Origin of the sequence: Paenibacillus sp. RC67, assembly GCF_030020805.1 — a bacterium.
Classification (GTDB): Bacteria; Bacillota; Bacilli; order Paenibacillales; family NBRC-103111; genus Paenibacillus_S.
Genome location: NZ_CP125098.1, coordinates 4882773 through 4898830 on the forward strand (window position 1 = coordinate 4882773; position 16058 = coordinate 4898830).

A 16058-nucleotide genomic window follows, 5' to 3' on the forward strand; every position below is an offset into this window, starting at 1 on the left:
ACCGTTGCCGGCCAAGCTGTTTAAACAACATCCCCCACGTTGTAGGTATTAGCTTAATTGAACAGGTGTGCATTATGCTCCGGGAACTCGGGCTCATGAAGCCCGGCAAAAAGACATTCCTTCTCTTTTTCCAGCTGCCATAGACGATAATAGTACCCTTCCAAGCGCAGTAGTTCCTTATGAGTCCCGCGCTCTTGAACTTCCCCGTGATGCATGACAATAATTTCGTCCATTTGATCGAGTCCGGTTAGCTTGTGTGTAATCCAAACAACCGCCTTTTGCTTCCAAATCGGTTCCAGATTGCTCATGAACGCCCGCTCGGTCAATACGTCCAGACCCGTAACGGGTTCATCCAGCAGAAGCGCCGGTGTTTGTCGCAATAGTGCACGTGCAAGCGCCAACCGCTGCCGCTCGCCACCCGAAAGCAGATCGCCCCGCTCACCGATTACCGTATCGTAGCCTTGAGGCAAATTCATGATCGTATCATCTATCAACGCGATTCGTGCAGCCTGCCGCAGCTGTTCATACGTCGCTTCTGGGCAACCGAGCCTAAGATTAGCGGCTACCGACGCGTTAAATAGATGAACCTCCTGTGAAACAACCGCAAACTGAGAACGGATGAACGTCTCCGGAAGCTCATGAAGCTCCTGGCCGTTCATACGAATCGAGCCTTCCGTACAATGACGGAGTCCTAGCAGCAGCTGCAGCAGCGTGCTTTTGCCAGCACCGCTCTCTCCCACAACAGCGATTCGTCGGCCTAGCTTTAAGGTTAAAGACAAGCTGTGAAGCGCGTAACCTCTCCCCTGTTCATATTGGAAAGATACGTTGTCGACTTCCACTTCCCACGCTTTTGAATCTGTATGCGCCATTTTATTAGCCGCCAATGAACGACTTTCCGATTCATGAACCGTCATAGCCTTATTCTCGTCAACCAATCGAAATAATCGTCCGGCAGCTGCTGCTGTATGGCCCAGCTGTTGGAAGGCAGCCGGAAGCGGTATAACCGCTTCAAAGCAAGCTAGCGTCATCAGGATAAGCGCTGGAATGTACACTGGCTCCAACTGACCCGCGCTGACGAAATGGACAGCAGCCAGCAGCACCAGCCACATGCTCCCATGGGCAGCACCCAGCATCATTCCGTTCACCATGGCATTGACCTTATTCGAACGGGTCTGGTTGATATTTACTTGCAATTGCTGCTGCTGTATAGCTGTTAATCTATTCTGTGCTTGCCCGAAGACGAGAAGATCCTTCATGCCCATGAGCAGATCGCCCGTTTGCGCATACATTAGAGATTGCTGGCGGGCAATGGCTTTGCCCGGTTCCTTGCCCAGCTTGGCGCTAAGCCATGGCAGGCCAACGCCGGATAGCGCCAGCATCGCCAGAAGAATCAGCCCCAGCTGTACTTGATGCACAGCGAGCAGGAAGCATCCCAGCGCTCCGGTTACACCTGCGATGAGCGGAGGCGCCAGGACGCGCAAATACATATGCTGTAGCTGCTCTACATCACTGAGCAGCGATTGGAGCAGCTCGCCACTGCGTCTTTGTTCTAGCAGCCTAACACCCATTGGCTCCATGCTTTCGTACAGCCATACCCGCACTCTATGCAAAATGCGGAAGGTCAGATCATGTGACACAAGCCGTTCCAGGTAACGGAACGCTCCGCGCGACAAGCCGAAGAACCGGACTCCAACGATTGGTACCCACAGCAGCAGCACGGATTCCGGGCGCAAGGCTGCACTGGCAATCAGATAACCTGATGTGCCCATCAGACCAATGCTTGCGGCTATAGTCAAGCAGCCTAACAACACCGCTGCAAGCATCCTTCCCCGATAGGGGCGCAGGAATGCCAGAACACGGAGCAGGACACCTCGATCACCTGATGGCTGATTGGTCTCCTCTTCATACGGAACCGTATTGCCATTTAAAGACTTATCTTCTTCCTTTCGGACTGAAGACGCGCATTCTGAAGTAGGCTCAATGAAGCTGTGCCCGACCTGATCCTGTTCTAAAGCCAGCATCATGCGTGCATACATCCCTCCGGCAGCCTGCAGCTCGGCAGGCGTGCCCATCTCGACGATGTTCCCTTGGTTCATCACGATGATGCGATCCGCATGCTGCACTGTCTCCAACCGATGGGCAACCGTTATGGACATTCTGCTCTCCAGGTGCAAATCCAAGCCTTTCCGCACAACAGCGTCGTGCCATAAGTCCAATCCGGACGTAGGTTCATCCAGCAGCAGGAGCGGCGCGTCCTTCAGAAACGCTCTTGCAATCGCTATTCTTTGAATCTGTCCCCCTGACAAAGGAACGGATTCACCCATCATGGTATCCAGACCTTCTGGAAGCTGATCCACAAAATCTACTCCTGCCGCTTTCAGCACCGCAGTCATGTGCTCGTCATCCACCTGCCCTGTACAGCCCAAAGTCAGGTTAGCCCTCAGGGTGCCGTAGTAGAGCTTAGGATTTTGATTTACACTCGATAATTGCTGCCGCCATTGTTCCATCGACAGCGTTGCCAGATTCACACCGTTAACCCATACGCTTCCGCTCGTAGGATGAGCAAATCCTTGCAGCACATCCAACAACGAGCTTTTGCCCGAGCCCGTTGGACCAATGACGGCTATTCGCTCACCAGGCTCAAGGGTAAAAGTAATTCCGGATAGTGCCGGATTGGATGCCTCATGATAAGTAAGACTAACCTCTCTGAACTCAATACGAAAGCCGCTTGGCTTAGCCGTAACCTTTAAGTCTTGATGCTGCTTGGAGCCTTCAGGGGCCTCCATTTCCAAAATGCTTATAATGCGCGCCGCAGCAGCCATCCCGTTGGTACTGGCATGAAACTGCGTGCCGAGTGCCCTTACTGGAGCATAAAACTCTGGAGTCAATAACAGCACAAGAAATGCATGCTCAAAGCCAATATCACCACTGATAAGCCGCAGCCCGAGGAATACCGCTACAATAGCGGTACTTAACGTTGCGAACAGCTCCATGACAAAGGAAGATAAGAACGCGAGACGGAGCGTCCCCATTGTCGTCTTCCTGTACTCTTCACTGATAGACGAGATGATACCGATTTGAGCACGACTTCTATTGAACATCTGCAGGGTCGGCAGCCCGCGCAGCACATCCATAAAATGACCGCCGAGCTGACCGAGCCTTTGGAATTGGCGCTGTGCTTTGGATTTGGCCGCCAGGCCTACCAAGATCATAAATACGATGAGCAGCGGCAGCGTCACCGCCAGCACGACAGCAGATATCCAGTCCAGATTGGCAGCTACACAAAATATAGCGGCAGGAATAAGCATGGATAAGGCCATCTGGGGCAGATAGCGCGCTAGATAGGCTTCCAATTGCTCCACGCCTTCATACACGGTTCCAAGCAGCTCCCCGCTTCGCTCTCCTTTGGCATAATGGGGCCCGAGCGCAACCAGCTTGCTCAGCAATTGCTGGCGGAGATCGCTTTTGATGCGCATCGCCATTTGAGAGGAAGCGTAGTCGCTCAACATCTGTACAAGCGCTCTTAAGAGAATCCATCCGATCAACAGGCCAAACACCGGCAGCAAGGTAGTGACGCCGAGCCCTTCAAGAAACGCTTGATGTACCAGACGGGCTAAGCTGGCGGACTCCATAATCATAAGCATCCCACCGATGACACTGAATCCGATGCTGATCAGCAAGAGCTGGAATGTTCCCGATACGCGGCCAAGCAGCTTTTTCATCATATCAGTAGTCCAAATGATCCTTGACGCTCACCCGTTTGCGGAATACCCAATATGTCCAAGCTTGATAAGCAATGACAATGGGTACCGTCGTGAGAGCAATCACGGTCATAACCTTCAGCGTGTATTCGTTCGATGCCGAATTGTAAATAGTCAGGGTCCACTCCGGATTCAGTGATGAAATCATCACCCGAGGGAACAAGGACATGAAAACCGTAATGGTAGACAGGACGATGGTTAATCCGGTCATGACGAACGCCCAGCCATCTCGATCTGCTTTCAGGAAGAAATGTACAGACAATAATGTGAAGCCTGCCGTTAGAGGCACCATGCCAGGGATGATGCCGTCGCGGGTAAACATATCGGTCTGAAAATAACTTAGAAAAACGAAGATTAGCAGCATGATGCTTGCCCACGCTCCAAAGCGGTTAGCTGCTCTACGAGCACGATCCCGCAGCTCTCCTTCGGTTTTAAGCGAAAGATACAGTGACCCATGCAGCAAAAAGAGCAGTACAATGCTAATTCCTGCCGTAACGGAGTATACGGAAATCAGATCCCAGAAAGAGCCTACATAATTTTTCTTGGCGTCAATAGGTACGCCTTTCATTAAGTTTGCCAACGCCACACCCCATAATAGGGGCGGAAGCAGGCTTCCCCCAAAAATGATACCATCCCACATCTTGCGCCATTTCGGGTTCGGCAGCTTGCTGCGGAATTCAAATGCCACGCCTCGGCCAATCAAGGCCAGAAGCATAAGGAATAGCGCCATATAGAACCCGCTGAACAAGGTGGCATACCATTCCGGAAACGCGGCAAACATCGCTCCTCCCGCCGTTATGAGCCATACTTCATTGCCGTCCCAGACAGGCCCGATAGTGTTGATAAGCACACGCCGTTCCGTATCGGTACGCCCGAGAAACGGAGTCAGCATGCCCACACCGAAGTCGAATCCTTCGAGAAAGAAAAATCCGACGAACAGTACGGTAATCAGAATAAACCATAAGGTTTCCAGCATATTCGTTCGCCTCGCTTTCTAATTCATTGCCCCGACACTCTTACAGAGGAGTAGCCGTGCTTGGTTGGTTGTCGTGCGCTTCTTGCTCTTCGTCCACCGCACCTTTTTTTACGAAGACGATAAAGAGATAGATAAGCGCGGCTGCGAGAAGTCCATACACGACGGTGAAGCCAATAAGCGATGTTGCGACCATAGCCGGCGATACGGTTGGAGATACACCCGCTTCCGTTTTCTGCAGTCCAAACACGAGCCAAGGCTGACGCCCTACCTCCGTCATGATCCACCCGGCCGAATTGGCTATGTAGGGCAGACTGATCGCAGGAATCATCCATTTTAAATAACGCTTGTACCGCTCAAGCTTATTGCGCCATACGGCATACGTTCCGAACAAGCTGAGCAGAATCATCAAGACTCCAGCGGCCACCATGATGCGGAAGCTCCAGAACGTTGTTTTCACTGGTGGAATATAGTTGCCTGGACCATACTTCGCTTGGTATTCAGCTTGCAATTCATTCATTCCAGGAACGCTTCCATGAAGCTTGTTATAAGACAAAATACTTAACGCATAAGGCACTTCAATCTGCGCGCGGTTTTGCTGCTTTTGCACGTCAATCAAAGCGAATACCGTCCAAGGGGCGCTGTCCCCTGTCGTATTCCACAAAGCTTCCGAAGCTGCCATCTTCATCGGCTGGGATTTCATCAAATGCTGCGCCTGCTCATGGCCCGCAACAGCGGTCATAAAGCTTGCTGCAAGCGCGATCGTAATGCCGATCGTGAAGGAGGTTTTGAACAATTGCGGCTGCTGCTTGCGAATGATTTTATACGCGCTGATTCCAGTAACGAACAGGGCTCCTGTCGCGAGAGCTCCGTAAATAACATGTGGAAACTCCACCCACAGCTGCTTATTGCCCAGAATCGCAAAAATACTAGTCATTTCCGCGCGACCATTGTTAATGGCATAACCGACCGGCTCCTGCATGAAGGAATTCGCACTCAAAATCCAAAGAGCGGATAGCGTCGTTCCGATCGCCACAAGCCAGATTGATGCCAAATGCACTTTCTTCGGCAGCCGATCCCAACCGAAGATCCAGATCCCCAAGAAGGTCGATTCGAGAAAAAAGGATACTAACGCTTCGATAGCAAGCGGACCCCCGAATACCGCTCCTACAAATCGTGAATAGTCGGACCAGTTCATGCCGAACTGAAACTCCTGCATAATCCCGGTCACGACACCAACGGCAAAGTTCAGCAGAAATAACTTCCCCCAGAATTTAGCCATTATTTTGTACGTGTCATCCTTCTTCACCACATACATCGTTTGCATCACCGCAATAAGGTAAGCAAGCCCGATGGATAAGGGAACGAAGAAAAAATGATAAACCGTCGTAATACCAAACTGCCACCTGCTTAAATCCAAAGTATCCAACTGAAATCCTCCCTTCTGTACGATGTTAGTATAGATCGAAGTCACGAAATCACATGTGATTTTTATCACAAAGTAGGTGGCAGAATTTGAACATTTTTTGTTAAAAAAACCTATTTTCATTACTTCGTACGATTTCATGATTTTGAAAATATCAGGTGAAGCATCGGATACCGGAGGAAGGAATGGCTTGTTCTCGTTCAGTTATAAAAAAGAATGGCGGAGCCGCCGACGTTCGCTGCTCCACCATTCTTCATGGTTATGCTGATATTGAAAGACTTCCGCTTAAGTTTCCTCATCATGGGAGCTTTCAAGATACTAATTGGACCCTATGTTCGTTCATACCAATCACAGATGCATTCAAGACCGAGTTTCCTCTCTATCTTCTAGATCTTCCAGTAACATTTTTAAAATATCCCTTGTCTCATGCTCAAGATGACCATCCAAATGCTCCTTAATGTAAGGGATTCCCGAGGCGCCGAGGTCAAATAATTGTTCGTAAGCTTCGAAGTCGGTTTTCCAGAAGCTACGCATACTACCTTCGCCGAATTCGCCATTTTCGATCACGGTAACCCAGTGCTGGACTTGTTCGTGAATTGGTCTCTGTTGCACTGCTGCTACGGCTGCATTAAAAGCTAAGTCTTTATCTTTCAGTTCAGGCATGGCTTTGTACAGTTGATCTTCACTTACACATCTTCGGATCAGTTGACTTGTGGTCAAGTAGTCACCACCAACGCCATCTGCCGCAGATACGTATGCAAGAAAATCATCGGTTCGATCCAACTTTTTAAAGTCACCCTGTAAGCGATGGATAACATCTATGGCGATCAAGAAGAGCTGTGAGTCGACGATATTCTTCTCAAAAATATAATTTTGTTCGTTATTCAGATAATCAGGTTCTTCTAAACTGATGGAGTTGAAAATATTAAGCCACTTCTCTAGACGCTCAGGCATCTCTTCGTACATAAAGTGATAATCGCCTTCGCCATACTTAAATTCAAGATAAAGCTGCTCACGAGTCCGATTGTAATGGTCATTGCCTTTCTCAAGATATATCTGTTGGTATTGCACGTAAGATTCATCTACACTTTGGTTTAAAGACGCTAGATTATTAATGTAAATGATATAGCTACCATGATAAGAATCTGTATAAATGGAGAAGGTGTAGACATCTTGATTGTTACCATCCTGGATATAATCTTGCAGAGCCGATATACAATACTCGTAGAGTGCGTCCTCCATATCCTTTGAACTGATGAAGATTCCATCTTCGGGTTTCAGTTCAACCTCGATAATTTCCTTGTTGGGTGTACAAAGTAAGTATTTATTGCTGCCTTCCAAGCCACGTCTGCCACTGATTAGCTTACCGATATGTACATCATAGGAACTACTCATTGTTGAATACATCCTCCTAGTTATCTGGTACCCTAAAAGGATTCCACATGATTTACCATTATCCTGCCAAGTCAGAGCTGACGTGCGAGTCTATCGCTTTACTTTCAAATAACACAATCAAACCAGCCTCACACAGCAGAATTTCACCCCTCGGATGCTCGTACCTTTGCTGGCACAAGTCTAATCTTCAGCATGTCCGAATCAATGGCTGTTTGAAGTCACCGTAAGTTTGGCCTTTGCCTGCTTCCCATCATATTCAATGATGATCTCAGCCTTGCCCGCCTTTAAAGCTTTGACGGTCCCATTAGCATCAACTTGAACGATGGCAGGATTCGATGAGCGATAGGTTACCCCATCCGTCACTTTCTTCTTGCTGCGATCCGTAAAATTGGCATAGACCACGGTTGTATGAGTTTGCCCGACCTTTAACGAGTAAGCATCGTCATCAAGCTCAATATGGGTTACCTTCACCGGTTGACCTCCGTCTTTCCCGAGCACCGTCACCTTGGCTCTCTCCTGCTCCCCGCCATAGGTTACGATAATGTCCGCTTTTCCCGCTTTGATACCTCTCACCAGCCCATTGGAATCCACTTGAGCTATGTCCGGATGAGAGGAACGGTATGTGACCCCTTCGGTGACCCGCTTTTGACTCCGGTCTGAATAAACAGCCTGCACAACCGTCTGATGGGCATCCCCAGCCTTTATGTAATATCGCTCGGAATCCAGGTCAATTCCAACCAGCTGTACAGGTCGGCCATATACTATCACTTTGGCATTGGCGCTCTTTCCTTCCAGCTGGGCGGTTATCGTGGCTACTCCTGGGACAATACCTGTCACAACACCGCTTGCATTAACCTGTGCAACACCCGGACTCGATGATTGATAAGCTGCTCCTGCAGCAATCGGCTTTGCTGATCCGTCTTCATATATGCCTTGGAGCTCTGTAGATTGGGCCTCTCCGGCTCTAACGAAAACATACTTCGGCTTGAGAGCAACAGATTGAAGCTGCGGCTGCTCACGGTTCACCTTCAGCGAATAGGTGCGAGAAGCGTTAAGACTAGGGGAATACACAGCCACTTGAACCGTATTGGCTCCTACTCCAAGCTCTATCTCAGTACTCGGCTGATCGCTTGCTGCCTCCGCTCCGTTCACCCATATCTTCGCGCCGGTATCAACAGGCTCTGGAGTCACTGTGAGCTTGTAGACGCTATAAGTAACACTTGCTTCGTAGCTAGTTTGTTTAGGTGTGAAGGAAGGAGTGAGAACTCCTTCGCTTATACTCAAGCTGCTTAGCGCCGGTTCGCCATAGCTGCTTTTCTGAATATTGCTTACGGCACTGCTGCCGCTCCGATCCTCCAACTGCTGCAAGTACAAGCTTCTCGGATATACGCTGGTGCCAAGACTTTCCCAGTACCCGCCCTCCCGCGGTCTAAGATCGTCTTTGTTAGGCAGGTATGGCTTGTTGACTTTGCCGGTAAAACCGATGGCATAATTTTGTGCGGTTGGCGGATTCTGCAAAGCCAGACCGCCCTTCGTATTCCATGCCACCCAGTTGGCTCCGGCCCAGCCGTGACCGCTTCCCAGCCAACCGCGGTCTTGAATGGCAATATTGGCATCGATGTTATCGAACAAGCCGCCGACTGACCATCGGTGATGCGGTTCGCTAGTAGCAAACTGCGTGGTTGCTACGCCGTCCAGGAATACGTTAGGACCCGGCACACGGCTTCCGACAATATAGGAATGCCGGGCTGTATCGACATTGACCCGTTGGGTCAATCCAAGCTGTCCTTCGTAGAACATGGGATATCTGCGTCCGCCGTCCAATGTGCTCGCCATCTCGAGAACTGAGCTGTCCTGGGTAGTAGTCCACTTCGTATCTCTTCCGGTGTAGACCATGGCATAGCCTAAATGAAGCGCCGTGATATCGCGAACCCATGCATTTTTAACGCTTTTGAACGCAATGAATGTCTCCGGATGATTATCATCCGCGTAATAATTGACGCCGCCATCGGACTTAACGATGGATGGATCAAAGTTCACATCGACGCGTAAATGTTCAACACCGACCTGCTGAATCCGCGCGGCATCGTTATAGGCCAATACTTCGCCTCCGCCCCAGCGCAGCTCGATCGAGTTAGCCAATGGCGCGTCTACCGTAATGACGTTGCCCTCCACCTTCGTTATGACTCTATCGAAGTTAAGATCGAATGGACCCCACTGCTGTGTACTGTCCGTCGTCCCCGGTCTGTCTGTAATTTGGTCCATCAGCAGCTCGTGAATCCAACGGTCATTTCCTTTTCGGCGCACCATGACCGTATCCCCTTCTTTAAACAAGCCGGGATCGGCTACTCGGAAGCTTCGTGAGCCCAATGGCACGTACAGATCCGTAATGCTCGTCTTGACGGTCGAGCTAATGACCGGCCCGCTTGCGCCGCCAATCTCCAGAATGTTGCGCTGCTCCGTACCGGTTGCATAAAGAATCGTTCCATTTGCATCCTGACCCTCACCCCTAAGGACGACGCCTCCGGTGCGGATAAACAGCTTGCTGCCTACCCGGTATGTTCCTTTAGAGAGGAGCACTGCGCCGCGAAATCCTTCGGCAGACGGAGCGAGCTGGGACACTTCATCGATGGCTGCTTGGATTCTCTGCGTATCGTCCCCTTCCGCGGTCGGGCTCAAAGTCACTCGGACCGGAACATCAGGCAGCGGAACTCCCCCACCCATATAGCCGGAATTGGAGTAATCGATCAATTTATTTCCTTTGTAATCCGGCGTATACACCAATTTACCGTCCGCACCTATGAATGCTAGATGGCTTTGACCGGATGGAATCGTGCTGGCATCCACTGAGAAGAAATAGAACGTGTCATATACGGACGCCTGGCCTGTAGAAGTCACCGTCAGGCGAAGCTGATGCTCACCGATAGAATTGACGGCTCCAGGAATAGCCAGCTGCATGGGTTCACCCGGTCTTAACTGGGTTTCCGGAAGCTGGTACACTTTATGCTGTGCGCTGTCTACCAGCTCTCCATTCAATACACCTTCAACATAAGGTTTAACCTGAAGGGTCGGATACGGGTCCCCTGGCTTCACCAGTGCGGGTTGTCCCACCTGTATCTCCATCGTTGGGTGGGTTATTTGAAGATCGGCGATAAGCTGTACCGGATCGGTGATATCAAACCAGATGGAGGTCGACATCGTGATTGGGCCTTGTACGATGGTTCCCGTAATTTGGCTAATTCCAGCCTTCAAAGCCGTCACTTTTCCTGTCGAATCAATTGATACAACATCCGGCTTGGAGCTTTGCATAGAAGTGACAAAATCCGGTTCGGATAAATCCGCTTCTTCTCCGGTAACAAGCATGCCGCGAAGCTGCAGCGGAGTCTGTTCATTAACATTGAGCTTAATGGTCGTACTCTCAGCATATTCCTGACCTGCTGCAGCGGAAATGTAAGCTCTTTTTAAAGCGGGCTGAGAGCCGGAGCCTCCTTCTCCCAACACTTCGAATTCTGCCAGCTTGAAAAGCGAATTCTGAGTCAAGTTTATCGAAACTCTAATATATCGTGCAGTCACCGGTGCGAAGCTGGCCATCTCCTTAGCTTGAATCGCTCCAGTCGATCTGTCACGAGAATACGCCTGTGTCCAACTGCTGTTATTATTGGAGTACAGAATGGTGTAGCCGCTCACAATGCCATGAGTTCCAGCGAAGTCCAATACCGTTCTTTGAAACGTTTGCTGTACCGTCAAATCCACGGTCATCCACACATTCAGGTCATCCCCGCGGTCGCTTGCAAGTGGCTGCCAATACGTGCCGGCATTCCCATCGACAGCGGCAGTTGCCCTGCCAGCAGAGGTATCCGAGCTTTTTCCCGGGACTGGTTTATTGAGAGCATAATTCAGCTCAGCCGCAGCAGCGGCATGCGGAAAGAGCCCTTGGAGCGGAAGCATTAATGTAAAGATAAGAAACATTATAATACCAATGGAAAGCGGCTTACGGACGGTGTACACGAAATCATCACCTTTCTCGTATGAACTGGTTTTGTTCTACATGGGCAATTGAATGTCAGTAAGTGTGTAAGCGTTATCATAAAACAAAAGCAAATTCTTCTTATTAAACGTCCCTCCTCTCCTTTTCTACTATACCATATATTCCCTTTATGCAAATCATTTCTAGAAACTTTCTCTTCCAGTCATCTTCCGGATATGCCAAAAAAACCGCACAACCGCGCGGTTCCCTCATCCATGGTGAGCCTGATTCTCATATCGCGGGTGCCGGTCCCGATGATTTACGGATGTTCAAAACCCCAGGCAAAATAATTTCCTGATATTCCAACGAAGCATCGTTCATTTGCTGGCACAATATTTCAATCGCCATGCTTCCTATCAACTTGGCCGACTGATTAATAGACGTGAAGAATCCCCGATACTCATCCGGAAGAATTGCGTATTGCTCGTCAAACGCCACAATACTAACGTCTTCTGGGACTCGTAAGCCCTGATCTTGAACGGCCTTAAATACGTTCATCAGCATCGACGGCTGGGCAACGAACAATGCTGTTGGTCGCTGCTCCATCGTCAGCAATCTTCGAGTTGCTTCATAGGAGTTAATTCCTTTGCCTACCGTTCTATAGTACTCTTCTTGTCCTTGAATCTCGGCATTCATCAAACCTATTCGGTACCCTTTCACTCTATCCACATGAGTAGACCGTGTCGGATTCAAGGTGATACAGGCAATGCGACGATGCCCAAGCTCCACCAGATGATCGATTAGTTTAATGGCAGCGGCAAAGTTGTCTCCACGAACGACATGAGCGGGAAAATCCTTGAACGTCTGGTCCACCAAAACGACAGGGACCCTATTATGAATCAGCTCATCCAGATGCTTGCCCTCTAGCTCGGGGCTAACACTTAATAAGATGAGTCCATCCACATCCCGCTGAAGCATTTTGGCAGCAACCTTCGTTTCTCTCTCCATACTTACGGTATTGCCTATCAATATAAAATAATCTTTCTCTAGCGCCTTCTCTTCTGCACCGGCCAATATTCCCATACTAAACCGGTTTCCGCTCATGTCGCCTAGAGGCATCAGCATTCCGATCATCATGGAGCTGTCTTTGGACCGTTTCAAATCGCTTGCATGAAGGTTCATTTCTCGCAATGCTCGATGAACCTTCTCCCGTGTCGCCGAAGAAACAGACTCGTAATTGTTAATAACTTTGGAAACAGTCACCTTGGATACTCCCGCTTTGGTAGCAATATCTTGTAAGTTAGCCATGTAAATCCCCTTAAGAAACGATCTGTAACGTTTCTGATATTTATCCCATCGTAGCGAAAGGCTATATGGTTGTCAACAATAGGAAAATTTCCTCAAAACGATTTACAAATGAGTAGCTGGTGGTATAAACTGGATTAGAAAGTTTCCGGAAACATTAAACACTTCTATCCGGGGGAGTTTTGGTATCATGCTTTATAGAGATATGATAGCGTTATCATTTTGTTGCTTGCCGCCTTATTATCAAACAAATATTAACGAAGGTGAGGTTTTTTAAGTATGCGTAAAACAAAAATGGTTTCTCTTGCTTCTTTAGCTGCCGTCATAGCCCTATCTGCGTGCAGCAGCTCTACCAGTACCGAACCGGCACCAAAATCTACGGCGGAAACGAAAAAAGAACCTTTCGAGTTAGTCTTCGCATCACATTTAGGTATGAGCCAGGAAACGTTTAATAAAGAAATCGGAGATCCGATACGCCAGAAGTTTCCATACATCACTCCAAAATATATTGAACGGGGCAATGGAACCAATCTGAACGACCTCGTCTCTGCCGGTACGGCTCCTGATATTACATGGTTTGTACACTCCTCCTTCGTCAACACGATTCAACAGCTTGGCCTTGATTATGATTTAACTGATCTCATCAAAAAATATAATTACGATATGAACCGTTACTATCCGCAAGCTCTGGAAACGTTAAAATATTACACGGGCGGCAAAGGAATCTACGGGATTCCAAAAGAAATCAGCCAATCCGTACTCTATTATAATAAAGACATATTCGATATATTTGGCGTTCCTTACCCGAAAGACGGAATGACTTGGGATGATGCTTATGAGCTGGCACGGACTATGACAAGAACCGTGGACGGTACATCTTACCGCGGCATGAGCAGCTTCTACAGCACCATCCTGCGGGAAAATCAGCTGTCCATCTCCCCTCTCATCCCGACCGAGGATAAACCTAATGTCAATAACGATCAGTGGAAACAGCTTCTGCTCACTTTAGATAAAATCTATAAAATTCCTGGCAATAACCGTCCGACGAACACAAGATCCATTACTCCTGAGGTCGAACAATTTGAGAAACAATTAAACGTCGCAACCCTTATCAGTGGCTATGGACGTCAAGTCAATTTCCCGCCCAACCTGAACTGGGACGTCGTCTCGATGCCTACCTTTAAAGACAAACCGAAAGTCGGTCAGCAAAGCAGCCCTACCTTCTGGGGAATTACACCAACGAGCAAGCATAAGGACGAAGCATTTGAAGTTATCATGTATTTAATGAACGACGAAAGAATGATGGATAATTCCAAGAAAGGCTTGCTCACCCCCGTCAACAAGCCTGAAATCCGTAAAGCCTTTGGTACGGATGCACCAGAGCTGAAAGGCAAAAACCTTGAAGCTGCTTACTTTAACACTTATGCTCCAATCGAACCTCCGCGTGCACAAGGCTTGAACAATGCAATCAGGCAGGATGCCATTAATATCGTTAACGACGCCTTCACCGACATGATTCTAAACAACATTGACGTCAACACCGCTTTGAGGCAAGCAGATGAGAAAATTACTCAGAAATTCGCCGAGAAAAAGTAGCTTCATTTGTGGAACACACAAGCAAACAGCCGCCGATAGCTGACTATTAGCGGCTGTTTTATATTCCAAAGCGAATCTCATATAGCACTACGAACGCCTTCTACCGGAGGATGTCGGCATGCCTAGCGTTTCATGTCCGTACAAAAAAACACCATGCGTCGAATACTTCGCATGGTGTCCGATTTGATTCAGGTATAAAAGTAAAATGAGTTCAGTTCGCATAAGTTATTTCACAGCCGATGGCTTAACATCAGCCGGTATCGGGCAAACGTAGGGCTCCACTTCCAGGTATTGATTAAGCTCAGCCTTAGCGGCTTCCAGCAGCTCCGGATTTTGCATGACCTCAAGTGCAGTTGCTGCCATGACTTTCCCTGCATGCAGCATGCCTTTGTGACCTATCGATGTACCTCCTTGAGCTACCAGCTGCCAGGTGTGGAATGGAGTTCCGATAGCCATACAGGCCGTTACGCACTGGGCGGTTGGTACGATCCAGCTGACATCGCCCACGTCGGTCGACCCTGAGCCAACATTCATCCCTTTCATCGAGAACGGCAAAAGGAAGTCAGCCAATTCCTTGTCTTCTAAGCCTTTTAAACGGCGGAACATCTTCAAGTCTTCTTCAGTTAGCGTCTCTCGAATTGCCCTGGCAAGCTCCTTCTCAGATTCATTGAAGACCGGTACGCCCAGCTCAGCGAACTGCTTATGCATAACTTCCTCTAGGGTGGAATTGCCGATCAAATTCGAACACGCCTTATCAAACACGATTTCCAGCTGTGTGCCCGTCATCAATGCAGCTCCACGTGCGATATCACAGACACGTTGGTATATTTCTTCCACTTGAGGCGTTTTAGGCGCACGGATCAAATAGAGCACTTCCGCATTAGCCTGTACCACATTCGGTGAGGTACCGCCGGTATTGGTTATGGCATAATGAATTCGGGCTTCTTGAATGACATGCTCTCTTAAATAATTGACACCAACATTCATTAGTTCTACCGCATCCAATGCGCTTCTTCCCAAGTGCGGACTTGCTGCGGCATGGGAGCTGCGGCCTTTGAATTTGAAATATACCTGATAATTCGCAAGTGAGTTGCCCGGCATAATGCCGTTCACCGGTGCTGGATGCCAGCAAAGCGCGAAGTCCGCATCGTTGAACACGCCTTCTCTTGCCATGAACGTTTTGCCGGAGCCTCCCTCTTCCCCTGGGCAGCCGTAATATCGAATGGTTCCTGGGAGCTGATGCTCTTCCATATACTGCTTCAGCGCAACTGCAGCAGCCAGCGAACCTGTGCCAAGCAAATTATGGCCGCAGCCGTGGCCGTTACCACCCTCTTGAACCGGATTATGCGTTGCGACTCCTCTGTTTTGGCTAAGGCCGGACAACGCGTCAAATTCACCTAGAATGGCTACAACCGGCTTCCCACTCCCAAAGCTTCCTATAAAAGCCGTTTCAATCCCCGCGGCGCCGCGTTCGACTGTAAAGCCCTCCTGCTCTAGCGCTTGGCACAGCAGCTCAGCAGATTGCTTTTCTTCAAAGCGTGTTTCTGCATAATCCCATATTTTATCGCTGATTTGAATAAAAAAATCTTTTTTACTTTCAATAATAGCGGCTAGTTGTTCATTGCCTCTCATCCT

8 protein-coding genes are annotated in these 16058 nt (G+C 49.0%); 1 reads left to right on the forward strand and 7 read right to left on the reverse strand.

Annotation, left to right across the window (positions count from 1 at the left end; genetic code table 11):
- Positions 1–53: 53 nt before the first annotated feature.
- From cydD to QMA13_RS22460, 6 genes are all read right to left on the reverse strand, one after another.
- Complete coding sequence (gene cydD / locus QMA13_RS22435) at positions 54–3725, reverse strand: thiol reductant ABC exporter subunit CydD (protein WP_282935965.1); 3672 nt, start codon at positions 3723–3725, stop codon at positions 54–56.
- A 1-nt stretch (position 3726) separates the two neighbouring features.
- On the reverse strand, positions 3727–4737 hold the full coding sequence (gene cydB, locus QMA13_RS22440) for a cytochrome d ubiquinol oxidase subunit II (RefSeq protein WP_282935966.1): 1011 nt from the start codon (positions 4735–4737) through the stop codon (positions 3727–3729).
- Between the two features lie 40 nt (positions 4738–4777).
- Positions 4778–6163: a cytochrome ubiquinol oxidase subunit I gene (locus tag QMA13_RS22445; RefSeq protein WP_282935967.1), complete on the reverse strand. Its 1386-nt coding sequence runs from the start codon at positions 6161–6163 to the stop codon at positions 4778–4780.
- Positions 6164–6520: 357 nt separating this feature from the next.
- A complete protein-coding gene (locus QMA13_RS22450) occupies positions 6521–7555 on the reverse strand; it encodes a DUF4303 domain-containing protein (protein WP_282935968.1) in 1035 nt (344 codons plus the stop codon).
- A 201-nt stretch (positions 7556–7756) separates the two neighbouring features.
- Positions 7757–11563, reverse strand: a complete 3807-nt coding sequence (locus QMA13_RS22455) for an Ig-like domain-containing protein (protein WP_282935969.1) — start codon at positions 11561–11563, stop codon at positions 7757–7759.
- A 250-nt stretch (positions 11564–11813) separates the two neighbouring features.
- On the reverse strand, positions 11814–12830 hold the full coding sequence (locus QMA13_RS22460) for a LacI family DNA-binding transcriptional regulator (RefSeq protein ID WP_282935970.1): 1017 nt from the start codon (positions 12828–12830) through the stop codon (positions 11814–11816).
- A 276-nt stretch (positions 12831–13106) separates the two neighbouring features.
- Here QMA13_RS22460 and QMA13_RS22465 point away from each other — a divergent pair, with 276 nt between their 5' ends.
- Positions 13107–14423 carry an ABC transporter substrate-binding protein gene (locus tag QMA13_RS22465; protein ID WP_282935971.1) on the forward strand — a complete coding sequence of 439 codons (1317 nt, stop codon included), beginning with the start codon at positions 13107–13109 and terminating at the stop codon, positions 14421–14423.
- Positions 14424–14648: 225 nt separating this feature from the next.
- Here QMA13_RS22465 and QMA13_RS22470 read toward each other — a convergent pair whose 3' ends face one another.
- Positions 14649–16055, reverse strand: coding sequence for a M20 family metallopeptidase (locus QMA13_RS22470; RefSeq protein ID WP_282935972.1), 1407 nt, complete (start codon positions 16053–16055; stop codon positions 14649–14651).
- Positions 16056–16058 lie beyond the last annotated feature (3 nt).